We start from the raw sequence: 25058 nt of genomic DNA on the forward strand, positions 1-25058 counted from the left end.
ATCTACACTTCGATTGTAAATGTGCCCCAAAAATGAAACTAAACGCCCGACAAATCGAGACTGCGAAACCGAAAGAGAAATCCTATAAATTAGCGGATGGCGCTGGCTTATATCTCGAAATCACGCCGCGCGGTTCTAAATACTGGCGCATGAAGTATCATCGCCCCACCGATAGAAAAGAAGATCGGCTGGCTTTTGGTGTCTATCCTGTTGTCTCATTAGCTGATGCACGCGCTAAACGGGACGAAGCTAAAAAATTGCTCGCTCAAGGTATTGATCCCAAAGCAGAGAAAAAAGACGCACAAGCCGAATCAAAGGGTGCATATACCTTTGAACGGATCGCCCGTGAATGGCACGCCAGCAATAAACGGTGGAGCGAAGACCACAGAGACCGAATTATGCGAGGTTTTGAACAATACATTTTTCCTTATATTGGCACTCTCGATATTCGCACTTTACGAACCAGCCAACTGTTAGCACCGATCCAAGCCGTTGATACTGATGGTAAACACGATATAGCCCAGAGATTACAACAGCGTGTAGCTGCCATTATGCGTTACGCAGTTCAAAATGACATTCTTGAATATAGCCCTGCCAATGATATGGCTGGCACTCTCACCGTAGTAAAGCCCAAACATCACCCTGCATTGCCTCATGAACGCCTGCCTGAATTTTTGGCTCGTATTTCCTGTTATCGTGGGCGCTTACTGACCAAAATTGCGGTAGAACTGACTTTATTAACATTTGTTCGTTCCAGTGAAATGAGATTCGCTCGTTGGGAAGAAATCGATCTCGAAAGAGCTGTCTGGCATATACCAGCAACACGAAAACCCATTGATGGAGTTAAGCATTCTCAACGTGGTATGAAAATGAAAACCGAACACATTGTACCGTTGAGCCGTCAGGCAATTTTGCTTATCAAAACACTTTACAGCCTGAGCGGAGAGAATGAAGTAATGTTTCCCGGTGATCACGATCCAAAGAAAGTGATGAATGAAAACACCGTTAATAATGCGTTGCGAACGATGGGCTATGACACCAAAACAGAAGTTTGCGGACACGGATTCCGTACAATGGCACGCGGTGCAATGGGCGAATCTGGTCTGTGGAGTGATGACGCTAACGTTACCACCAACTGAGCACAAAGCTGATTGGGACGATTACCGTCAGCAACAGGGAGTGGAAATAGCACAGCAAGCCTTTGCTCAGGGGCTTTATCAACCAACATCAATCAAGAAAAAAGCAGCCGTTCAGCTTAATAATGATACCGAATCTTCAAAACTGACATTATGCCAGATGGGAGCCAGTCAGCGCGGAGAAGTGTTACTGGCGCGTTATAGCGGAGATTTAGCGTTGGATGGCGCTTCGGAAAGCGTTCATCACTATGATGGCATTGTCTGGCGTCCGGTCAGTGATCTCGATTTAAGGCGGGAAATGGTCGCTGCCTTTATGGAAGAGAAACTACCGTATTCACCGCATGGCATTAGTTCAGCCGTAGATGCCCTGAAATTGCAGCTTCCCATGATGCAATCACCAGAACGTCACTTAATCGGATTCAGTAACGGCGTGTTTAATCTGAAAACATGCCAGTTCCGACCTCATCATAAAAGTGACTGGTTATTGCTTGCCAACGATATCGAGTTCAATTCCCCTGCTTCGGGAGAAATCTTGCAAGATCACGCGCCACAGTTCTGGCGCTGGCTTAATCAAACAACTGCCAACTGTGAAAACAAAACAGACAGGGTACTGGCAGCGCTGTTTATAGTGCTGGCGAATCGTTATGACTGGCAGCTATTTCTGGAAGTCACTGGCGCAGGTGGCAGCGGTAAAAGTATCTTTGCTGAAATTTGTTCCATGCTGACAGGTAAAGGCAATACAGTTTCTGCAAGTATGGTGGCACTGGAAAATCCACGGGAACGGGCGCAGATTGTTGGTTATTCGCTGATTATCCTACTCGATCAGACCCGCTATGTAGGTGATGGCTCCGGCATCAAGGCAATTACGGGTGGCGATGAAGTTGCCATTGATCCGAAACACAAACAACCCTATTCAACCCGTATTCCTGCGATAGTGCTGGCAGTGAACAATAATGCTATGAGTTTTAGTGATCGCAGTGGTGGAGTATCGCGGCGTCGGGTGATTTTTAATTTTTCCGAAGTTGTGCCGGAAAATGAACGTGATCCACTCTTACGGGATAAAATTGCGGCAGAATTGCCCGTGATTATCCGGCATTTGTTGCATCGATTTGCTGACCCACAAGCCGCAAGGCGTTTACTGGCAGAGCAGCAGAAATCTGCGGAGGCGCTGGATATCAAACGCGGTACAGATCCACTGGTCGATTTTTGCGGTTATCTTATTGCTTCCCATGAAGCTGACGGTTTGTTAACCGGCAATGCGGAAATTATGCCGTTCAATCCCGGCAAATATCTCTATCATGCCTACCTTGCTTATATGAAAGGTAATAACCTGAACAAACCTGTTTCTGTAACTCGCTTCGGTATGGATATGCCGGGTGCGTTGGCAGAATACAGCCAGCAATATTTACGCAAGAAAAGCAAACAGGGCATTCGCAGCAATCTGAGCCTGAATCTTGATACTGCTGTCGAATGGATGCCGAAACTGACAAGGAATAGCCAGCCAGAAGAATAATTTTTTTCTGATTATGGGCATTTTTCAAAGAAATATAAAAAAGTGTTCACCACTGTTCATCCTATAATTTAAACCGGATATATCAATGTATTATAGGGTGAATGGTTATTTTTAAACTGTTCACAACTATTCATCACTGTTCACCTTTTTTCTGGTTGGAGGTGAACGGTTGGGTGAAGAGTAGTGAAGAGTTTGATTTCAACTCATCACCCTTTAACAATATGAATTTAAATAAAATAATTCAAAGGTGAACAGGGTGAACAGTTTTATCCATAATTCTTTAATAGGGAGGGGGAGGTAAAAATGTTTTCTCTGGTAGGTGATCTTTTAGCTCTCCGTGTTACTGGGTTAATTTATTAGCCCGGTAACTCGGAGAAGACAAGCGCAGCGCGTCAGTGTGGTTTGAATCTGCTGTACAGCTCTTCAGACATCTAATGGGTCAATATATACCCATTCAACTTCAAGGTGCATGTTAGACCTTCCCGTAACACGTGAAAACGTAAGGTTTTACTTCATATTGCAGATTGCAACTTGAAGTTTATCTAGTATATATCCATACCTTTTTACAGTTAAGGTCATAATGGACACTATCAACTTTAATTTTCTAAAAACATAGAAGTGTTTTGGTTCACTAGGGATAAGTAATGATGTAGAATACTATCTAATCTATTTTATTGAGGCTTATAATATGACATTAAAATTTCAACTGGCTGACTTACAGAAAAAAGCCAAGGAAAGAACTGTAAAAACTCAGAACATAGAATATGATTTAGAAACGTTAATAAAAAAAATAGATCGCAAGACAATAAAGTTAAATCCTGACTATCAACGCAGACATCGCTGGACGGTTGAAGCCTCATCTCGGCTTATAGAAAGTTTAATACTTAATATACCTATACCCTATGTATATATATCTTTAGATGTTGATGTGGATGATGAAATAGGTGATGAAGATGAACAATATAGATATTCAGTTATTGATGGACAGCAGAGAATCACTGCAATATATGAGTTTATGAAAGGCAAATACTCTTTATCTGGATTAGAAGTATTATCTCCATTAAACGATGCCTATTATTCAGACTTACCTGCATTCTTAATAAGAAGATTAGAAGAAAGAACAATTAAATGTCTAAGAATAGATTCAACTATTGATCCTCAAGTAAAGTATGATATATTTGAAAGACTTAATACAGGTGCATTAAAGTTAGAATCTCAAGAATTAAGAAATGCAATTTACAGGGGACCATTTAAAGATCTCCTTATCGAATTATGTTCAAACATTGACTTTAAAAACACAACAAATCTTAGCAATAAAAAAGTAGCAAAAATGGATGATCAGGAGATAATTCTTAGATTCTTTTCTCTGCACTATAACAATGGATATACAGACTATAAGAGTGGATTTAAGAAGTTCCTCAATGATAAAATGAATTTTTTTAATGGCCTAGATGAAGATGAATTGAAAGATATGAAGCATAAATTTGAAGAAACATTCAAAAGAATTGCAAATAGCAAAATTGATATGCCATTTTCAAACTGGAATGTTGATCACACAACCGGTAAAATAAAGAAAAAATCAAGCTTCAATGTTGCTGTGTATGATACAGTTTGCAGGATATACTATTTAGGGAATGAAAAATTCACAAGAAATTCACTCACTAGCTTCTTATTCAAAGATTCTGGCTATGTAGAAGCATGTTCTGGAAGTTATAATGATATCTCAAAATTAAGAACCAGAATGACTAAAGCTACGGAGTTATATAAATAATGAGGCCGTTTACTGTCAACTATATAAGTAAGCTTAATGATCAATGGAGAGAGATTGATTGCATAATTGACTTGGCAGATGAACACATACACAACAATATTGATACATATAATAGTCTATGCCGTTCTGCTATGGTGTTATGTGTATCACATATGGAAAATTTTTATAAGGAATTAGTTAAAAACTTCATTTCAGATATAGATAAAATGGATTTTAAATTACTTCCAGATGCAATGAAAAGACAATTTTGCAAGCAGTTCGTTGGATATGAAGATAATAAAGAAAATAATAAAAAAATAACCAGCTTGATTAACGAATTAGAAAATCATGGTAACTTTAAAATATCTTATGACGCATTTATGCCAAGCAAAAATAAAAATCCAAAGCCCAGTATAATTGAATCAATATGTGATAATTTAGGAACGAAGAAAATATTCGAAAAACTGAGTGGAACAATATTCGATAATGTATTTTCAATGACGGACAAGGAAATAGAAAGATTTGAAAAAATTATAGACACATCAGTAAGAAAAAGATTATCAAAACAAAAAATATTAGACAATTTCGTATTGATACAAAAAATAAACTCAATACAATCAAAGGATAGAAGTCTTTGGGAATCATTTTTTGATAATATTAATACAAAAAGACATGACATTGCACATGGTAATGTTTTTGAAAATTCAACATCTACATCAGAATTAAAGGTAATAAAAAATAAATGCAAAATTTTTCAAAAAATTTGTATTTCAATTATATTTTCAAACATTAATTAATATTCGGTTATAATGATTATGTAAAACAAGAAACCATATTATTAAATAACCATTGCAATAATTAAAAATATTTGTTAATTTTAATCAATCCGATCACCATCATAGATGGTAATATAGCCACCAAAAGCGGCTAAAAACTCCTGTAGCCTGAAAGGGGGAGCAAAATTGCGGTACATCTGCGCACCTTTGGAAGCAGATATTGTCAAGACACCTAAACCCTCGTCTGGCAATGAAGGTCTCTTAAACTAAAAAATACACCCAAAAGGTGTTTTTATATTGCCAATCAAGTGTAGTGAACATTAGATCATGCACTTATCTTTTATATCAACTCCCTTTATCTTCAATGAATAACAGGATGGCTTTAGTACATCTGGTTCATACTTATCACGATCACTGTCTGAAATATTCAGCGGACAATTTTTCTACATCTAAACATTTAACTCATTACTACCGTTTGATTCTTCATCTTGCGGCATTTTGTGGCAACTACTGGTATTTCAATGCTCGCACTGCTTTTGCTAACCGTTCGCGGAACTCAAGGCGTCACTTTTTGCGGATTTACCGCTGAAAGTGACGCCGCCGCAAAAGAGCAACACAACCCTGACAGGCTTTGGTCTAATTAACCACACAGTGAATCTGACACTGCATTTTATAGATTGAATAAGTATCAAAAGGAAAACTTGACGATATCGAGGCTGGCTTTTAGCCGGTGGGGATGACCTGTTAATACAGGCGGCAGTACAGTGTACTCAACCGATACCCCGCAATACCTCAACTTGCGTTCACTCTGGCGCACAGATATCGATCAAGGGTAAGACTGGTATTTTCTGTTTTGCCCGAATGGTCGCGCGCCAGAGATTGCATGTTGTTAGATATAAGTAGAGCTGATTGATTAAAGAATTGACAGCATTCGAAACATTGGCTGTTATGTTGAACGTGGTTATAGTCGTTAAACTTAGCCGTTCAGTTATTGAGTCCAATAATACAATCAGTTAAAGTATTCCCGCCATTGGCTCAATCCAATGGTCAAGGTTTAGCAGCCTTGTGTTCACTGACACTGGTAGGATGTTTCTGCCAGTGCGCCTGCGTTCACCCTTTCTATGGTGATTCAGGTAGGGGGAGGCTTCGGCCTCGCTGGTGTGAACCCAGTCTGCTAACCCTGCCTTGAATCACCACCATCAATATTAATTAATGGAAGGGGTAGCTGGAATGAATAACAACAATGTTCAAAATGACTGGCATCAGGCCGATATCATCGCAGCATTACGTAAACGTGGTACAACCTTAGCGGCTGTCTCCCGTGAAGCAGGACTAAGTTCATCAACATTAGCAAATGCACTCAGCAGGCAATGGCCTAAAGGCGAGTGGATAATTGCTAACTATCTCGGTATTCACCCCTCAGAGATCTGGCCTAGCCGTTATTTTGATAAGCATGGTCGATTAATTGAGCGAAAGGTTCGAGATAAGTCGCAGGAATAACCCGTTTTAACTTGTGATCTACTTTGTGAAAATGATAAATTTTTATACAAAGCCCTGAGAATGAAATGACAGACTAATTTAAAACTCATGGCTTTTTTAACTTCATGCTTATATCAATGTATCAAGATGTTCATAAAAACAGATTAAAATCAAATAGATGAACAAGTAAAAGGAGTAAAATAAATATGGGGCACAAAATGGGGCATTTTGAAAATTTATTTTTAATAATATATTTAATTTCAATGAATTATATTCGTTTACGAGTCCGACCTTCGCACCATCGGAACATCAATAGACGTCAACAGACGTCTTTTTTTGTGCCTGAAATCCGCGCCATACAAGGTTTTCCGCGATTTTTCTTTCAACAGAAGTCAATCTGAGTCAACCCACATCAAGTCGCTTGTGAGTAGCAAAGATCAATTGAGCATGTGGTTTCATATCGTGCAGCAGCTTTATGACATCGTCGTATATCGGCCCGATAACGGCCAGCGCGCTGGTCGCATCGATAGGGGATGCTAGACACTTCGCCAATGGTCGCCAGTTGGCGGCATGGCTGGGTCTGGTTCCCCGACAATCGAGAAGTGATGGGAGAAGTGATGGCAAGACAGGTCGGACCGTGATCAGGAAACTCTGGTGTCATGCAAGCGCTTATAGCGCGTCGAAATGATAAGAGCCTGGTCAGCGAATTCCATCAGGGACAGGGGCGACGACCTCAACTAAAGTCCGGATGTATGGCTGCAATCTTAACCTGGTTCTGGTCATGACAAACGATTGTTTGGCAAACAAGGGGCGTCCATGTATGCATGACAAGGTGATAGGGACGTTCATTGAGCGTGAAAACTACGTTTAATGAATGATCTAACTAACCCGAATTCTGCTTAAACCATCATTGGAACATCTTCTTCTAAGTAGAAAACTTTCAGTGATGGTTTCTTCAATTTAAGGCAGTAAGCAATCAGTCCACCTAAAACGGTCAACATAAATCCTCTTAGACTTCGGTGACGCGAATGCTCTATCTGAGAAATCAATTTTAATTGCCCATTAATCGTTTCAATAATAAAACGCTTTTTTAACATTACTTTATCCCACTCAGCTTGCATGCACGCTTTCATGTTGCGCCGTTTTTTCGTGATGAAAGTGACATCGGTTTTGGCTAAATCGTCCGCCAATTCCTGGCTGAGATAACCTTTGTCACCGTAAAGAGAACCTATTAATTCTTTTGATAATTCACGAACAGGTTCCCGATCATCCACATTTCCCGCAGTCACTTTAAGCGCTAGAATTTCCCCCTGATGATTGACAACCAAGTGTAATTTGAAACCGTAAAACCAACCCATTGAATTTTTTCCGCGCTTTGCTATTCCCGCAAAGACCTTATGTCGAGGGATGCGAATGTTATGGCAGACACTCAAACTGGTGGAATCAATAAAAGCAATGCCTGTGGGTTTCCCTTTTAATTTAGTCAGATAGCTGCATAGTGGCACCAGAACGGAAGAAGCCACACTGACAAAGCGAGGATAGCTGAGCAAGGTTGGAAAATCCTTATGGTGATATTTCCAAATATGCTCTAGATAAAAATGTTTAAAATCACGGTAATGCGACAGATGAAAAAGGATCAAAAGGGTCATGATTTCACTGGGATACATATGACCTTGTCGGCGGCGTAAACGATGCCCGCTATCGAGACAAAATTGTTCCCATTGAGGGATGAAAAAACGGCAAAAATCATCGACATCACAGAAAACTTCAACTAACTTGTCCATAGCCTGTTCCACCTCGGAGCGGTTTTTGGTGTGCACCAAAACTTTGCTCCCGGAACAGGCTTCTCGTCAATTTCTTATCCAGAATTCGGGTTAACTATTCAATACATGACCCGTTGCTTACGCAGCATACCAACTAAAATACCCAGAACCATGTATATCACACCAAGCAGCAGCATCATGCCGATATCGTTGAACACATTGTGCAATGGCAACCCCATCTGGTTAACCCCGGCTATCGCTTTTGTTGCCCATGTCGATGGCAAGGCCAATGAAATCACTCTGACCCATTCAGGCATCGCCTGAGGCGGCCAGATTGTGCCTGAAATATAGAAGATCGGTGTGGTAATAAAAGCCAGCGTTAAATAAATCATTTCTACGCTACGCAGGCATTCTGTCAACAATTTTCCCAAGCCCAATACCGCTAACAGGAACGGGAATGTCAGTAAAAGCACGAGGTGAATCGGTGCATCTTGCCGATACCCCAATATCCACGGCCACAGAATAAAAAAGATCACTGACAGAAATAGCCAGATAGGGATCAAAGCAGATAATGTGCCCAAATAGATCGGGAGCGGCGGATTACCTTTGGGGGTATCCCGTAGGGTAATACTGACGCGAACACAAGCGACTAATAAGGAGTGTTGCAACAGCATGACTAACAAACCCGGAAATACGATTGCAGCATAACTGACCCCCGGATTAAATAATCCAATGGTTTCACCCCGAATCGGTTGTAGCAAGGTTTTCACCTGCTCAAGACTAAAGCCCGATTGCAAAAGTAATTTGCCGTTGTATTCTGATAAAAGTTGTTGATAAGCCAACATCAAATCTTTTTGAATCTGCCCATTAGCGAGACGATTGGTCGCATCACCATAAACCGGCACAGTGACATCTTGTCCACCTAACAGGCGTTTTTCAAAATCCATCGGTACGATGATAATGGCAAAGATGGTGCGCTGTAGCATGTCATGGCGGGCATTGTCGAGATTATTGTAGCTTTTGGGGGCCACTTTAGCCATGGCATCAATATTACGGATCAACGTGCGACTCGCATAACTGTTATCTTTATCGATCACAGCGATCGGTAAGTCCCACAAAGAAGGGCGAGCGTAAACCAGACTCATCACACATAGCGAAACAATCAATAATAACCACATGGGTTTTTCCAGCATCACCAAAAATACATTACGCAGTGTCTGCCAGTACAACGCCCAATTCGATGGCCCATTTGTTTGCCCATTATCTGACATTATGGGGTTCCTTCTGATTGATTAAGCCGTTTCCACAAGCGATTGCGAATCAAAAGGCTGCAAACCACAGGATAAATCATCAATATCAGGCAAACATACAAAATAATCTGTAGTGAGACTTCCCGCAGGAAAATGTCAAACATGGCATTCAAGGCATAGGTTAATGGCTCAAGCATAGAGATAATTCTTGCAGGCCATATCATGGCAAGTTGTGGCACGATCATGCCAGAAAATGTCATCGCAATACTGACCAGCATCCCAATCAAGGTGTAGGCCGTTATTGCCGTGTTGGTGAAGGTAAACAGCAACAGGCCAATGCTTTGCGCCGCAATGACATAGAAAAATCCAACAATCGGCATGTACAGCGGATTACCCGCGACTCTGGCCCCCGAAGACATAACCAGTATGGTAATTTCTACCATCAATAGCAGGGTGAATATCAAGGTATAAGGTGCCAATTTTCCTAACAATGCCCCAACGAAATATTTCGCCTTCAGGAGCCGCTTCTCTCTGGCCATGGTGTAGATAGTACATGTGACAACAAAAAGCTGTAATAGATGGATGGTTGCCGCAAATTGCTGGAAATAAATATAACTGCCGCTGGCGTTAAATAAGCTGTCATAGGACATGGTCGCTTTCGCTAATGGCGGTAACGGGCGGCCTATTTCGGCAGCAATAATTGCACGGTATTTTGCGTTAGTTTCAGCTATCAGGCCGCTGAAATCCAGTGTTGAGTAGCGACCTGCCCCATAAAATAGGGCATTGAAATACATAATAACCATCGGCTGTTTCCCACTTAAAGCCTCTTTTTCAAGATTTTCAGGGAGATAAAGCAAAGAGTAATCCTGCGCCGCACGCAAACGGTCTATGGATTCTGGTAAGCTATTGTTATAAGACTTGATATTCGCATGAGGTGCCGCATTCAAGTTCCGGATAAGGGTGCGTGATAGCGTGCTTTGGTCATTATCCACCACCGAAACTGGCAGGTTAAACAGTGTTCCCTTTGAAAAATTCGCACTGATTAAGATAAACAGCAGTAAAGGAAATAACCACCCCAGCCAATGAAAAACAGGACTGTGCAGTGCAGTACTCAGTTCTCGCATAAATTCTTGTTTAAAACTGCGCCACACCGCTTTTCTGTTCATCAGGCCGCACCTTATACCTACTTATTCCAGAGCCATAAAGCACTCATGCCCGGACGTAAGCCGTCAACGGGTTGCAATGGATATAACCGAACCTCAAACGTTCTCAGGTCAAAATCTCCCGTCGCACGCGTTGCACGTTTTGTCGCATAATTCCCCATTGGCGCGATATAACGAATTTCAGCCTCAATCTCCTTATTTCCCAGTGCCGGGACAGACAATTTAATTTTGTCGCCCTTGCGAACGCCCGCCAAAATATCTTCTCGCAGGTTGTAGACGAAATAAGCCTGTGAAATGCGTACCAGTGTCGCTAATGGACTATTCGCATTAAAAAGTTGGCCGACTTCTGCCGGCAATGGCCCGACTTCCCCCTCAACAGGCGCTTTGACTTGCAGATCATCATTCTGGATTTGCAGTTCACGCAGATTTTCTTCTGCTTCATTTAATGCTGCCTGGAGTTGCTGACGTAACTCTATACGATCGCCATTTTTGCCTTCATCAAGCTGCGCTTTAGCCCCCAGCCTCTTCTGATAGGCAATATCCCTTGCGTTACGCGCATTATCCAGATCGGTAGCAGACACAAAGCCTTTGGTTGACATATTTTTAAGGCGATCAAATTCACGTTGTGCATTTGTGTACTCTGATTGGGCCTGTGACAATGTGGCTGCTAAGTTCCGAATGTTCTCTTCACGAGTTCCATGCAGGGACAATTCAAGTTTTGCTCTGGCTTGATCGCGTGCTGCCCGTGCCGCAGCAACTTTAGCCGCCAGTTCAGGGCTATCAAGACTTACCATCAGTTGTCCGGTTTTGACACTATCTCCTCGCACAACATGAACGTTAACGACTCGCCCCATCGCCTTAGACGCAATGATCACTTCCGGCGCATCAACTTCTCCCTGCAATAACAGCTCCCGACTGTGGGAACGGAAAAGCACAGCCATTGCGATCAGGAAGATAATCAGTAAGATTGTGAAAAGTGTTCTTTTTTTCATTCTGCTCTGTCAGCCCCAAACGTACGATCAGGTCAAAATAATCGATAAATCAACAACCTAATCTGAAATTAGTTACAGTATCAGTCAAGATTGAATGATGATAATCCAGCCTCGACATTCTCCACTGCCTAAATTTTAGCACCTCTGGGAAAAACGCCCCTCACTAGTTATAAATATCGACATAAATGATATTGAAGCCATAAAAAAAGAAATGCTCATCTAAAACATCCTATAATAGTATTATTTATTTTAACAAAAACAAAACATTTAGCGCATTACCCTATAAACCTGAATAGTCATCGTAAAATAATTAGTTGAGTTAATTTTATATTAATTAAACTAATAAAGAGGATGGATTAATCTCTATCATCCTTTTTCCCCCATGAAAAATATGGATAATGAAAAAAAGATAATAAAAAAACAGCGGAAAACAGAAATTAATTAAGCAATAAAACTACACATTATAATTAAAATTATAAACTCTCATATATTAATATAGAAAAATAAAAAAACGCTATTTTCTCTCATCAGAGGCTATCGACAGATATTCATTTTAATAATAGTCCATCTATTTAATTTTATGACTAAAGAGAAAAACAAACAGCTAACCCGTCAAATTATCTTATGCTTTATTCTTACCTTATTTTTAATCTGAGAATAAACATTAAGATAATATAAAATAAAATGATAACTCTTTACTTTTACTTAATTATTTAAATAAAAAAGGGGGTAAACATCAGAATAATCGGGAATAAAAGTTATATTGATCAAAAAATGATTTTATGCTGGAATAAAAACTCGCATAAAGAAAAAACAACAGATCAATAATCTGATTGTAAACCTTTACGTAGTGTTTATTAACTCTTTTAACGATATTTCAAATCAGGCTATGCCGTGTTGGTACTCCTTTATTGTGTACTCTATGGCGTTTTCCCCTGATTAACATGACTCATGGTAGACAGTAAATAGAAGATAATATCCTGAAATGGATAGGATTATTGCTGGCTACTACATGCATGGTATTTTTTATTGTTACAGGTCTATAGATATGAACAAAAAATCCGAGCAGCCGTGGTTACAAGATCAGCAAAATTTGATGAAACGTGTAACCTGGATAAATATTGTCACTCAACTTGCATTTCCAGTTGCTGTTGCATTCACCCCCGCTATCGTTGTCGCCCAAACCCATCCAACTTTTCAAAATGAAAAATGGCTTTTACCAACAGAGCCTTATGTCCTGAAACCAGGGGAAACTGTCAGTATCGTCGCTAAACGTTATGGTTTAACAATCTCTGATTTGAAAAAAATCAACCCATTGCGCAATTTTGATAAGCCTTTCACCGCACTCGGTGTTAATAGTGAAATTGATGTTCCAAAACCCAGAAAAAATAAATTTCTTCCTTTTAATTACACCTCATTAGAGCGGCCTTTATTAACACCATCTTCATCAGAACACTCCTCATTAGAAAACCCCTCACCAGGCAAAGCCCTGATCACAGAAGACCAGACGGCGATTACAGACAAAAATGCCAGCCATCTGGCTGAGATTTCTTCTCGCATTGGCCAGTTACTGGCGAGTGACAACATGAAGAGTAATGCAACAAGTCAATTAAGCAGTCTGGCAATGGGAGAAGCCAGTCAGAAAATTCAAAATTGGTTAGAACGCTACGGCACTGCACGCGTGCAGCTTAGTATGGATAATCATGGCCATTTGAATGACAGCCAATTTGATATGTTATTGCCACTGTATGATACCTCCCATCGGATGGCCTTTACCCAATTCGGCCTGCGCCATATCGATAGTCGTAACACAGCCAATATTGGATTTGGACAACGCCATTTTTTTGATGATTGGATGCTGGGCTACAATACCTTCTTTGATCACGATATCACTGGCGATAATAGCCGACTCGGCCTTGGCGCAGAATATGCCCGCAATTACCTAAAGCTGGCGGCTAACAGCTATATTCGGTTAAGTAACTGGAAAGAATCTCGCCTGTTGACCGATTATGATGAACGTCCGGCCAATGGCTTCGACCTGAAAGTACAAGGTTATTTGCCTGCTTTACCACAACTCGGTGGTAAGTTGATCTATGAACAATACTTCGGGGATGAAGTCGGACTCATTAGTAAAGACCATCGCAAGAAAGATCCGGCTGCCTTCACTTTTGGGGTTAATTATACGCCTGTCCCATTGCTGACTTTCGGTATTGACCGTAAACAAGAGATGTCTGGGGGAGGGGAAACCCAGTTCAATATCGCACTGAGCTATGAAATTGGTACGCCGTGGGCTAAACAGATTGATCCCGATGCGGTGGCGTTTAAGCGTTCTCTGCAAGGCAGCCGCTATGCTTTGGTTGATCGCAACAATCAGATCGTTTTGGAATATCGCAAACGTGAAGTGATCGCTCTGGCAATAGATAACCTGATTATTGGTCATGCGAGGGAGACCAAACCTCTCCATATCACGGTTGACAGCAAATATGGGTTTAAAGATATCGAGTGGAATGCCGCCGACTTTTTTGCCAATGGCGGTAAGATCCAACATCAAAATGGGACACTCTATCTGTTGACCTTACCAAAATATCGAACCCAAGGTAACAATACCTACGCAGTGGGCGCCATTGCTTACGATGAGCACGGTAATACATCCAAACGGGCCGAAATGAAGGTACAAGTGCTTCCTGCTGTCGTGAATGCCAATAAATCCACCTTCTCGGCCAAAGATAAAGAGCTATTGGCTGACGGTCATGCCACTACCCTCCTGACATTAACCCTGAAAGATAAGGATGACAAACCTGTCCGTGGCGTTGCCTCAGAGATCAAATTGGTCTCAAGCGGATTAAGTGGGGATGGCAACGCTCCTAAGATCGACAAGATGAAAGAAGTTCAGCCAGGTGTCTATGAATCCCGGCTGACTGCCGGCGAAAAGATTGGTGCACTGAAAATCACACCAGAAGTGGATGGTATTACGATCAAACCCGCCGAGATCCTGTTCGTACATCCGAGTGCGCCAATCGTCAGAAATTTGATTCTCTTTGGTAAATTAGAGATAGGGGGGGACATTAAGCGCAACCTATACCTTTAATCCTAATGATGGTGACAAAACAGATGAATCACGCTACATGTGGGGCAATAAAGGCAATATTGACATTACCAAAGGTCAGATAATCACAAAATCGGGCAAGGTTCCTGACTATATATTGACCCCGGCAGATGCAGGTACGGTGAAAGAAGTTGTCGTACAGGCACAAAATGCGAAAAAACTTACCGGAAATACACAACGTGTTGATACCAGCATGAGTGCCGCACAAGGCAACCAGACTCATGATGGTGGAGAAGGCGGTACTGTCAGAGGGCTGGCCGATAAAATGGTGATTACGGTGAATGCTGATAAGGTTAAAAAACAAGAACCCATCAGGCTGAAAATCCAAACACTAAATCAGGGGAAGCCAGCCCGAAATGTCGCCGTCAGAGTTAACGCCATGAAAGCACTGAATCGCCAGAATATTAGTGAGAAAGTCACGGCCTTACTGAGTGGCAAATCAGGTGTGTACCAAGGTGTCACGGATGATCAAGGTATCTTGTCTCTTACAGTGACCGATCCAAACGGGATTGGTGTGAAGACAATATTGTCTATCTCCGTGGACGGAACTGCTGCCCCACAAACTAAAGAGGTCATTTTTACTGTGGTTACCAGCCCGGACGTTTCCGTAGCGAATTTTTGGGGACATATGCCTGATACCGCCGTGGCCGAAAATGGTCTTGTCTTTAAACGCCCTCTATTGAAAGCGGAACTCGCAGCACAGCATTTAATCACAGGGGTCGAATATTCCGAAGGGGGTGAAGTCTGGCCGCGCCGTCGTGCAGAAGGAGCCACTTTGTATTGCAACGAAATGCACAATAAGTTGCCAACAAAAGACGATTTACTAGCCTTGTACCGAGCACATCCAAACAATGCCATGTATGAACAATTCGGTTGGCCCGAACATCGCTCCTATCGTTCAGCCACGCCAGGAAAAGATGATGAAGGGAACGATGGACATTATGCCGTAAATATCGACGAAGGATTTGCACATATTATCGATGATAAAACAGTCTATGATTACGTCATTTGTGTGGAGTAACGCGATTTATCACTCATTTTTATTGCTTGTCCCAAAATCCGCCCCATGTGGGCGGATAATGCTTTCCTATTCCTGTAAATGCATTATCCTGCCAACACCTATTGACGGTGTTAAATCCCACCTTTGATAATAGCGCCTTAAATTTTTTATCGTTATTAATCACACATTATTAATCACAAAACGAAAATATATGTACGAATTTAACCTGGTGTTGTTATTACTTCAGCAGATGTGTGTCTATCTGGTGATCGCTTGGCTCCTGAGTAAAACCCCTCTGTTTATTCCCTTGTTGCAAGTGACGGTCCGTTTACCTCATAAGCTGATGTGTTACGTGATTTTTTCCATCTTTTGCATTATGGGAACCTATTTTGGGCTGCATATTAACGATTCGATCGCCAATACCCGCGCGATTGGTGCCGTATTGGGAGGCTTTCTCGGCGGACCTACTGTAGGGGCGATGGTCGGATTCACTGGAGGCCTGCACCGCTATTCTCTTGGCGGAATGACCGCATTTAGCTGTATGGTATCCACCATTGTAGAAGGCATACTGGGTGGCCTTGTACATATTTATCTGATGAAAAAAGGACAGATCAATAAATTATTGAACCCCTGGACGGCGGCCATCGTTACTTTCCTTGCTGAATGCACTCAAATGGGCATTATCCTACTGCTTGCCACTCCTTTCAGTGAGGCCCTGAGTTTGGTGAAAGATATCGCCGCTCCCATGATCATCGCTAATAGTATCGGGGCGGCCATGTTTATCCGCATCTTATTGGACAGGCGCGCCATTTTCGAAAAATATACCAGCGCTTTTTCTGCCCAAGCGCTAAAAATTGCGGTCTGTACCGAGGGTATCTTGCGTAAGGGATTTAATGAAGATAACAGTATGCGCGTGGCAAAAGTGATCTATCAGGAGTTGGAGATCGGGGCTGTCGCAATTACGGATAGAGAAAAGTTACTGGCGTTTATCGGTATCGGTTCGGATCACCATTTAGCCGGTACTCCCATCGCTTCCAGACAATCTCATCGCGCTATCGAGAATAATGAGGTTGTGTATGCCGATGGCAATGAAACACCTTATTGCTGTTCCCTCAGCCCAACCTGCAAACTTGGCTCCGCGCTGGTTATCCCGTTACGGGGAGAGAACCAACAAGTTATTGGTACGATCAAACTCTACGAAGCCAAGAATCGTCTGTTCAGTTCCATCAATCGTACATTAGGCGAGGGAATTGCCAGCCTGCTCTCTGCCCAAATTCTTGCCGGACAGTATGAACGAAATAAGCAATCTTTGCTGCAATCAGAAGTAAAGCTCCTTCACGCACAAGTGAATCCTCACTTTTTATTTAATGCCTTAAATACACTGCAAGCGGTTATCCGTCGGGATAGCCAGCAGGCAGGCCAGCTTGTGCAGTATCTCTCAACATTTTTCCGTAAGAATTTAAAGCGATCTGAAGATATTGCCACGCTGGAAAATGAGATAGAGCATGTAAACGCTTACTTACAAATTGAGAAAGCCCGTTTCCGTGATCACCTCCAGATTGCCATTGAGATACCGGAATCCCTGCGCAATGCACGGTTACCGGCTTTTTCCCTCCAACCGATGGTAGAAAATGCCATTAAACATGGCACATCACAGTTACTGGAGACGGGAAGAGTTACGATTAGAGCCTATCAAGAAGAACAGTTGCTATTGGTAGAGATTGAAGATAATGCCGGGCTGTATTGCCCCAGAAAAGTGGGGGATGATGGTCTTGGGATGAGTCTGGTAGATAAACGGCTACGGCTTCGTTATGGTAAACAGTATGGGGTGAGAGTTGATTGTCAGCCAGAAGAATTTACCCGTGCCATTTTGTGTTTACCATTAGAAAAAAAACAGGCTAAAAAAGCGACGTAAATATGCATATATTGATTGTTGATGATGAGCCATTGGCACGTGAAAATCTACGTTGTCTGCTGGAAGAGGAAACGGATATCCAAATTATTGGTGAATGTGCCAATGCAGTAGAAGCAATTGGTGCTATCCATCGCCTGAAACCCGATGTTGTTTTCCTCGATATTCAAATGCCCCGTATTACCGGGCTGGAAATGGTAGGTATGCTCGATCCAGCGCATCGCCCTTACATTGTTTTTCTGACGGCATTTGATGAATATGCGGTGCAAGCCTTTGAAGAACATGCTTTCGATTATTTATTGAAGCCGCTGGAAAAAGAGCGCCTGAGTAAGACGCTGCAACGACTGCGTGCTGGCTATCAAAAGCAAAATCCGGCAGATCTTCAACGTGAAGATGAACAGCTGAAATATATTCCCTGTACCGGGCATAGCCGAATCTGGTTGATGCCATTGGATGATGTTCTGTATGTCTCTTCCCGCCTGAGTGGTGTCTATGTCATGAGTGCCAGCGGACAGGAAGGATTTACCGAGTTAACCCTGCGAACGCTGGAAACCCGCACTTCACTCACCCGTTGCCATCGCCAGTATTTAGTCAACATGACCCAGTTACGGGAAATTGTTTTTGGCGAAAATGGGCAGGCAGAGCTGGTACTGAGCAATGACGAGCGTATTCCGGTTAGTCGTCGTTATTTGAAACCGCTTAAAGAAGAATTGGGGTTAAATTGATCGCGGCTTAGGGCATCATTTCATGCGATGTGTAGTATTTAATAAACTCAGAAAGATAAATAACCTCAACTTTGTTTAAGCATCGCAATTTCATGGTCACGTAAACCTAAGCTCGGCTTTTTCGGCTGGAATGTATAAGCAATCAGTCCTGATACTATTTCCAGTAAAAAGCCGACTACGCTTCGGTGCCTTGAGTGCTCTATCTGAGAAATATTTTTCAATTGGTCATTCACCGTTTCTATCAAAAACCGTTTTCTTAACATGGCCTTGTCCCAAAACGATAAAAATTTGGCTTTCATATTACGGCGAACATTCGTGATCAGCGTAATTCCTTCCTCCTTCAGTTCATCGCATAACACTTGCGATAAATAGCCTTTGTCACCATAGAGATGCCCGGTTAAACCTTGTACTAATTCCTTTACCGGCTGACGATCGTCAACATTTCCCGGTGTTAATTTAACGGATAAAATCTCCCCACAGTCATCAATAATCAGATGGAGTTTAAAGCCATAGAACCAGCCTGTACGGGTTTTTCCTCGCTGGGCGACACCCGCGAAAACTTGATGGCGAGGAATACGCAGATTATGGCAAACCGCGATTTTAGTGGAATCGATAAAGGCAATGCCGTGTGATTTTTGTTTGCGTGAAGAAAGGAAAGCGCATAACGGAATAAGGGCTCTTTTCTTCAATGTAATTATTCGATTGTAGCTGACCAGACCCGGGAAATCTGCGTTGAGATATTGCTGCACATGCTCAGTATAAAACGCTTTAAAATGACGATAATGGCTCATGTGAAATAAAATGAGGATCGTCATTATCTCACTGAGAGACAGGGAAGTGGCACGATGACGCTTGAGCTGATTATTCTCAATGAGCTGTTGTTCCCAAAGGGGAATAAATTTTTGGCAAAAATCATCGACGCAACAAAAAAGTTCTTCTAAAGTAGTCATAGCCTGAGGATCCCCACGATTTTGTTTTCTAAGCAAAAACTTTGATCGTGCCTCAGGCGCTTAGTTCCTTTTTTTCTTTCCTTTCTTAAGCGAAGTTCAGGTTAAATAGCAAAAGCCCTTTCTCCATTAAGAGAAAGGGCTTTATTTACGTCATCATTGCGATATTTTCAACGCAACGATAAATCAAGCACGTCAATCAGAGACGCATGCTTGCTTATACATTACCATTGCTTTGGCGACGGCGTGGTGCACCACCATTGGAATCATCGTTACTGCGACTGCGGAACGAACCACGCTCACCACCACTACCACGACGTTCGTTGTTAAAACGACGACCACCGTTATTAGCGGAACCATCACGATCACGGCGTGGGCCATTGCCAGCATTGCCACCGTTACCATTGCGGCCACCACGACGCTCACGGCGTTCAAAGGGTTGCGCATCTCCCATCAACTGCATATTCAGTGGTTTGTTCAAAATACGAGTACGAGTGAAGTGAGACAGCAACTCTCCTGGCATGCCTTTTGGCAGCTCAATCGTAGAGTGGGTTGCAAACAGTTTGATATTACCGATATAACGGCTGCTGATATCACCTTCGTTTGCAATTGCGCCCACAATATGGCGAACTTCAACACCATCATCACGGCCAACTTCAATGCGATACAGTTCCATATCACCCACGTCTCGACGCTCACGACGAGGACGATCACCTCTGTCACGCTCACCAAAGCCGCTACCATTGCTATTGTTATTGCCATTGCTATTGCGACGACGGTCATCACGCTCGTTGAATTCACGGCGAGGACGACGCACTGGATCAGGTGGCAGAATAAGTGAGCGCTCACCTTGTGCCATTTTCAGCAGGGCGGCTGCCAGTGTTTCCATATCCAGCTCATCGCCAGTACCCAGCTTAGACAACAATGCGCGATACTGTTCCAGATCGCTGCTTTCCAGTTGATTCTGAACATTGGCCGCAAATTTCTCCAGACGACGCTGGCTCAGAAGTTCTGCGTTTGGCAGTTCAACTTCCGGGATGGTCAGTTTCATGGTGCGTTCAACGTTACGCAGCAAACGACGTTCACGGTTTTCAACAAACAACAGGGCACGACCCGCACGGCCAGCACGACCAGTACGACCGATACGGTGTACATAAGATTCTGCATCCATTGGGATGTCGTAGTTAACCACCAGGCTAATGCGATCAACATCCAGACCACGAGCAGCTACATCAGTCGCAATCAGAATGTCCAAACGGCCATTTTTCAGGCGCTCCAGTGTCTGTTCACGCAGAGCCTGGTTCATGTCACCATTCAGTGCCGCAGAGTTGTAGCCGTTACGCTCCAGCGTTTCTGCAACTTCCAGCGTTGCATTCTTGGTACGCACGAAAATAATCGCAGCATCAAAATCCTCCGCTTCAAGGAAACGCACCAACGCTTCATTTTTGCGCATACCGTAAACAGACCAGTAGCTTTGGCTAATGTCAGGACGGTTTGTGACACTGCTCTGAATACGAACTTCCTGTGGATCATTCATGAAACGACGAGTGATGCGGCGGATCGCTTCTGGCATTGTCGCGGAGAACAGTGCGGTTTGATGTTCAGCAGGGATCTGGCTCATGATGTTTTCAACATCTTCGATAAAGCCCATACGCAACATTTCGTCAGCTTCATCTAAGACCAAACCTTTCAGGTTGGACAGATCCAATGTTCCACGTTTCAGATGGTCAAGCAAACGTCCCGGTGTTCCCACCACAACTTGTGGTCCCTGACGCAAGGCGCGTAACTGAACGTCATAACGCTGCCCACCGTAAAGTGCAACAACATTCACGTTGCGCATATGTTTGGAAAAATCTGAACACGCTTCAGCAACCTGCACCGCCAGTTCACGGGTTGGCGCTAACACAAGAATTTGTGGCGCTTTAAGTTCAGCATCTATGTTATTCAATAAAGGCAAGCTGAAAGCAGCGGTCTTACCACTGCCTGTCTGTGCCATGCCAAGCACATCACGGCCGCTCAACAAGTGAGGGATACATTGTTGTTGAATAGGAGAAGGCTTCTCATAGCCCAGGTCTCCCAACGCAGAAAGGATAGGTGCTGATAAACCTAAATCAGCAAAAGAGATTTCAGTCTCAGTGGTCATGTAATGGTGCCTCATTAATCGTGGCGGCCAGTCTACATAACACAGTGAAAAGAATTTCTGTCATTTTCATTTAAAATGTGAACTGGCTCAAATTATGTTATTAAACGAACAAACAAGCCCCCATCTCCAGAGATGTGGACTTTAAAATCTGTCGTGAAAATGTTCGTCAGCTATTGTTGGTTCGATTCCGATAAATCATCTTGTTTTTGGCCCAATAGCGCCAATTCCAACAATGCGTAGCGGTGCTCAACAAAGTTATGCACATTGTTAGCCACCGTCAGCTTGAATAACGCAGTTGCGTTATCCTCATCCCCCAGACTTAGGTAATGTTTACCTAAATAGAAGTCAGTTTCACTGAGATGCTCAGCGAGCGAAGTGTTATCTGTTGAACCCTGTTTTAAGCGTTCCATCAATGTTTTTTCACCGATTTTGCCTAAATAGAATTCAACAATATTCCAGCCCCATCTCCCCCGCTTCGCTTTGTCAAAATGGTACGACAAATTCGTCATTGCAACCTTAGGATCAATTTTATCTTCCACAAGGTACAACCACAACGAACGGAAGGGGTCATTTGGATCGTCTTGATAAAACGCCTGCAGATCATCCTGCGCCAATCGATAGCGGCCACCGTAATACAGTGAAATGCCGCGATTCATTCGCGCGTAGTTGTAAGTTGGATCAAGCTCTAAAACAGAATCAAACGCTTCATAGGCAGAATCAAAATTGCCTGCCTGCGTAAAATAAATTCCCAGATAATTAAAAATCTCAGGAATATCAGGGCGGATAGACAAAGCCACTGAAAAATCATTCTGCGCCAGTGCCCTCAACCCGAGGCTATCATACAGCACACCGCGTTCATATAAAAGCTGTGCGTATTCATCTTCTGTCAGTGACCGACTCGCCAGTATTTGCTCCATGCGAGCCAGAATAACCTCCTGTTGCAATGTCGGTTGTAATGGAATAGCAATAACTTCATTTTTACGCCACCCAGTGCCGCTACATCCCACAAGGAGAAAAATAGCCGCAACATAACACCAGCGCAGAAAAGAATTCATTTCCCACTCCCGAAGCCAGACATCAATCAGAATGCCCTATTACTCCACCCACATTGTATATTTCAGGCTTCCTGCCCAAAATTGACTTCTTCTCATCACCTTTCAAACTATTGCCAGGCTACTGTGAACAATATACTACGAACAATAACTCGAAATTTATTGAGATAAACGGCGCCCTTTTTACAGGACGCCGCTCTTTACGTCAAATTTATTCTACTGATGATTCCGGTGATTGCAGTTCCGCATCAGTTGTAATCACAGCTTCTTTCATGCTCAGGCGGATACGTCCCTGACGGTCAATTTCCAGCACTTTCACCGGCACTTCTTGCCCAAGTTGCAGATAATCAGTGACTTTCTCTACACGTTTTTCGGCAATCTGAGAAATGTGTACCAGCCCTTCTTTACCACCGCCGATAGCAACAAATGCACCAAAATCAACAATGCGGGTCACTTTACCAGCATAAATACGACCGACTTCAACTTCCGCAGTGATTTCTTCGATACGTCTGATAGCATGACGTGCTTTGTCACCGTCAATCGCCGCAATCTTCACTGTGCCATCGTCTTCAATCTCAATGGTAGTCCCTGTTTCTTCCGTCAATGCGCGGATCACGGAACCCCCTTTACCAATCACATCTTTGATCTTGTCTGGATTGATCTTGATAGTGTGGATACGTGGTGCAAATTCAGAAATATCATTGCGTGGGCTGTGAATTGCCTGTTCCATCACACTCAGAATGTGCAAACGGGCACCTTTAGCCTGATTCAGAGCAATCTGCATGATTTCACGGGTAATGCCTTCGATTTTGATGTCCATTTGCAAGGCGCTGATACCATCTCGGCTACCCGCAACTTTAAAGTCCATGTCGCCCAGATGATCTTCATCACCCAAAATGTCAGACAGAACAACAAAGTTTTCCCCTTCTTTCACCAGACCCATTGCGATACCCGCAACGGCGGCCTTAACGGGTACACCCGCATCCATCAATGCCAGTGATGCACCACAGACAGAAGCCATAGAGGAAGAACCGTTGGATTCAGTGATTTCAGATACCACGCGAACGGTATATGGGAATTCGTTGATGCCTGGCATCACAGCCAATACGCCACGTTTCGCCAGACGACCATGACCAATTTCACGGCGTTTTGGTGAACCGACCATGCCAGTTTCACCAACAGAATACGGAGGGAAGTTATAGTGGAACAGGAAGCGATCTGTACGCTCACCCATCAGCTCATCGATCACTTGGGCATCGCGCTCTGTGCCCAGTGTTGCAGTCACCAGTGCCTGCGTTTCACCACGGGTAAACAGGGATGAACCATGAGTACGTGGCAGCACACCTGTGCGAACGTCCAGAGCACGAACCATGTCTTTTTCACGGCCATCAATACGCGGTTCACCACGCAGAACACGGCTACGAACAACATTTTTCTCCAGAGCAGCGAGAACGTCAAAAACTTCGGTTTCATCCAGTTCAACGCCTTTTTCTGCAAATTCAGCCAGGATAACCGCAGTGACTTCTTCTTTGATGCTATTAACCTGAGCATAACGCTCCTGCTTCTCAGTAATGCGATAAGCATCACCCAGACGGGTTTCAGCCAATTCTGCAACCCGAGCGTGCAGAGGCTGATTAATCAGCTCTGGTGCCCAATTCCATTTCTCTTTGCCTGCTTCAGCAACCAGTGCATTGATATTATCAATCACAATCTGTTGTTGCTCGTGACCAAACACAACAGCACCCAACATTTGCTCTTCAGTCAGCAGCTCGGCTTCGGACTCAACCATCAGCACCGCGTTATTTGTACCTGCAACGACCAGATCCAGACGGCTGTGTTTCAGCTCATCACTGGTTGGGTTCAGTACGTACTGATCGTTAATGTAACCCACACGCGCAGCACCAATTGGGCCATTGAATGGGATGCCAGACAAAGCCAGTGCAGCAGAAGAGCCGATCATGGCAACGATATCAGGGTTTATTTGTGGGTTAACAGAAACAACTGTTGCGATGATTTGAACTTCATTCAGGAAACCTTCTGGAAACAGAGGGCGTAGAGGGCGGTCGATAAGACGGGCAACTAATGTTTCACCTTCACCCGGACGGCCTTCGCGGCGAAAGAAACTTCCCGGAATACGACCAGCAGCGTAAGTGCGCTCCTGATAGTTAACGGTCAGAGGGAAGAAATCCTGACCTGTTTTGACTTTCTTTTGACCAACAACGGTGACAAATACCGCTGTGTCATCCATATTGACCATAACGGCTGCTGTCGCCTGACGAGCCATCATGCCAGTTTCGATGGCCACTGTGTGCTGACCATACTGGAATTTACGAACAATCGGATTAAGCAAA

19 protein-coding genes and 1 pseudogene are annotated in these 25058 nt (G+C 43.2%); 11 read left to right on the top strand and 9 right to left on the bottom strand.

Features of this window, described 5'->3' with window-relative positions; translation table 11 throughout:
* Nucleotides 1-32 precede the first annotated feature (32 nt).
* The 7 genes and pseudogenes from PXH59_RS13240 to PXH59_RS13270 form a co-directional block, all read left to right on the top strand.
* Complete coding sequence (locus tag PXH59_RS13240; RefSeq protein ID WP_285808738.1) at nt 33-1139, top strand: tyrosine-type recombinase/integrase; 1107 nt, start codon at nt 33-35, stop codon at nt 1137-1139.
* Nucleotides 1114-2649 carry a phage/plasmid primase, P4 family gene (locus PXH59_RS13245; RefSeq protein WP_285811786.1) on the top strand — a complete coding sequence of 512 codons (1536 nt, stop codon included), beginning with the start codon at nt 1114-1116 and terminating at the stop codon, nt 2647-2649. Before PXH59_RS13240 ends, PXH59_RS13245 begins: the two co-directional genes overlap by 26 nt.
* A gap of 688 nt (nt 2650-3337) precedes the next feature.
* A complete protein-coding gene (locus PXH59_RS13250; RefSeq protein ID WP_285808739.1) occupies nt 3338-4420 on the top strand; it encodes a DUF262 domain-containing protein in 1083 nt (360 codons plus the stop codon).
* Nucleotides 4420-5196, top strand: coding sequence for a HEPN domain-containing protein (locus PXH59_RS13255; protein ID WP_285808740.1), 777 nt, complete (start codon nt 4420-4422; stop codon nt 5194-5196). Before PXH59_RS13250 ends, PXH59_RS13255 begins: the two co-directional genes overlap by 1 nt.
* Before the next feature lie 500 nt (nt 5197-5696).
* Nucleotides 5697-5819 (top strand): hypothetical protein, encoded by a 123-nt coding sequence (locus PXH59_RS13260; RefSeq protein ID WP_285808741.1) that lies wholly within the window; start codon nt 5697-5699, stop codon nt 5817-5819.
* Between the two features lie 586 nt (nt 5820-6405).
* Complete coding sequence (locus PXH59_RS13265; RefSeq protein ID WP_285808742.1) at nt 6406-6675, top strand: helix-turn-helix domain-containing protein; 270 nt, start codon at nt 6406-6408, stop codon at nt 6673-6675.
* 469 nt (nt 6676-7144) lie between these two features.
* Nucleotides 7145-7270: pseudogene (locus tag PXH59_RS13270) on the top strand (transposase); the annotation flags it as partial.
* Between the two features lie 283 nt (nt 7271-7553).
* On the opposite strand, the gene PXH59_RS13275 reads toward PXH59_RS13270, so the two are convergent.
* The 4 genes from PXH59_RS13275 to PXH59_RS13290 form a co-directional block, all read right to left on the bottom strand.
* Complete coding sequence (locus PXH59_RS13275) at nt 7554-8438, bottom strand: IS982 family transposase (protein WP_285808743.1); 885 nt, start codon at nt 8436-8438, stop codon at nt 7554-7556.
* Between the two features lie 98 nt (nt 8439-8536).
* On the bottom strand, nt 8537-9688 hold the full coding sequence (locus PXH59_RS13280) for an ABC transporter permease (RefSeq protein ID WP_285808744.1): 1152 nt from the start codon (nt 9686-9688) through the stop codon (nt 8537-8539).
* Nucleotides 9688-10833: an ABC transporter permease gene (locus tag PXH59_RS13285; protein ID WP_285808745.1), complete on the bottom strand. Its 1146-nt coding sequence runs from the start codon at nt 10831-10833 to the stop codon at nt 9688-9690. The genes PXH59_RS13280 and PXH59_RS13285 overlap by 1 nt, the downstream gene beginning before the upstream one ends.
* 17 nt (nt 10834-10850) lie before the next feature.
* Nucleotides 10851-11822 (bottom strand): HlyD family secretion protein, encoded by a 972-nt coding sequence (locus tag PXH59_RS13290; protein ID WP_285808746.1) that lies wholly within the window; start codon nt 11820-11822, stop codon nt 10851-10853.
* Nucleotides 11823-12870: 1048 nt separating this feature from the next.
* Here PXH59_RS13290 and PXH59_RS13295 point away from each other — a divergent pair.
* The 4 genes from PXH59_RS13295 (at nt 12871) to btsR (ending at nt 18565) form a co-directional block, all read left to right on the top strand.
* Entirely contained in the window at nt 12871-14910 is a 2040-nt protein-coding gene (locus tag PXH59_RS13295; protein WP_285808747.1) for an inverse autotransporter beta domain-containing protein, read from the top strand.
* Nucleotides 14911-14947: 37 nt separating this feature from the next.
* The gene (locus PXH59_RS13300; RefSeq protein WP_285808748.1) at nt 14948-15949 is read left to right on the top strand and encodes an adhesion domain-containing protein; all 1002 of its coding nucleotides are present in this window, start codon (nt 14948-14950) and stop codon (nt 15947-15949) included.
* A 190-nt stretch (nt 15950-16139) separates the two neighbouring features.
* Nucleotides 16140-17843: a sensor histidine kinase gene (locus PXH59_RS13305; RefSeq protein WP_285808749.1), complete on the top strand. Its 1704-nt coding sequence runs from the start codon at nt 16140-16142 to the stop codon at nt 17841-17843.
* A 2-nt stretch (nt 17844-17845) separates the two neighbouring features.
* Nucleotides 17846-18565: a two-component system response regulator BtsR gene (gene btsR / locus PXH59_RS13310; RefSeq protein ID WP_047766234.1), complete on the top strand. Its 720-nt coding sequence runs from the start codon at nt 17846-17848 to the stop codon at nt 18563-18565.
* Nucleotides 18566-18630: 65 nt separating this feature from the next.
* Here btsR and PXH59_RS13315 read toward each other — a convergent pair whose 3' ends face one another.
* From PXH59_RS13315 to pnp, 5 genes are all read right to left on the bottom strand, one after another.
* Nucleotides 18631-19515, bottom strand: a complete 885-nt coding sequence (locus tag PXH59_RS13315) for an IS982 family transposase (protein ID WP_285808690.1) — start codon at nt 19513-19515, stop codon at nt 18631-18633.
* A 214-nt stretch (nt 19516-19729) separates the two neighbouring features.
* Nucleotides 19730-21655: a DEAD/DEAH family ATP-dependent RNA helicase gene (locus PXH59_RS13320; protein WP_285808750.1), complete on the bottom strand. Its 1926-nt coding sequence runs from the start codon at nt 21653-21655 to the stop codon at nt 19730-19732.
* Nucleotides 21645-21725, bottom strand: a complete 81-nt coding sequence (locus PXH59_RS20310; RefSeq protein WP_489981664.1) for a hypothetical protein — start codon at nt 21723-21725, stop codon at nt 21645-21647. The genes PXH59_RS13320 and PXH59_RS20310 overlap by 11 nt, the downstream gene beginning before the upstream one ends.
* 100 nt (nt 21726-21825) lie before the next feature.
* Complete coding sequence (gene nlpI, locus PXH59_RS13325) at nt 21826-22710, bottom strand: lipoprotein NlpI (protein WP_047766236.1); 885 nt, start codon at nt 22708-22710, stop codon at nt 21826-21828.
* Nucleotides 22711-22918: 208 nt separating this feature from the next.
* Nucleotides 22919-25057, bottom strand: a complete 2139-nt coding sequence (gene pnp, locus PXH59_RS13330) for a polyribonucleotide nucleotidyltransferase (protein WP_285808751.1) — start codon at nt 25055-25057, stop codon at nt 22919-22921.
* Nucleotide 25058: the final 1 nt, after the last annotated feature.

This window comes from Xenorhabdus bakwenae, from assembly GCF_030272115.1.
In the GTDB taxonomy this organism is placed as follows: Bacteria; Pseudomonadota; Gammaproteobacteria; order Enterobacterales; family Enterobacteriaceae; genus Xenorhabdus; species Xenorhabdus bakwenae.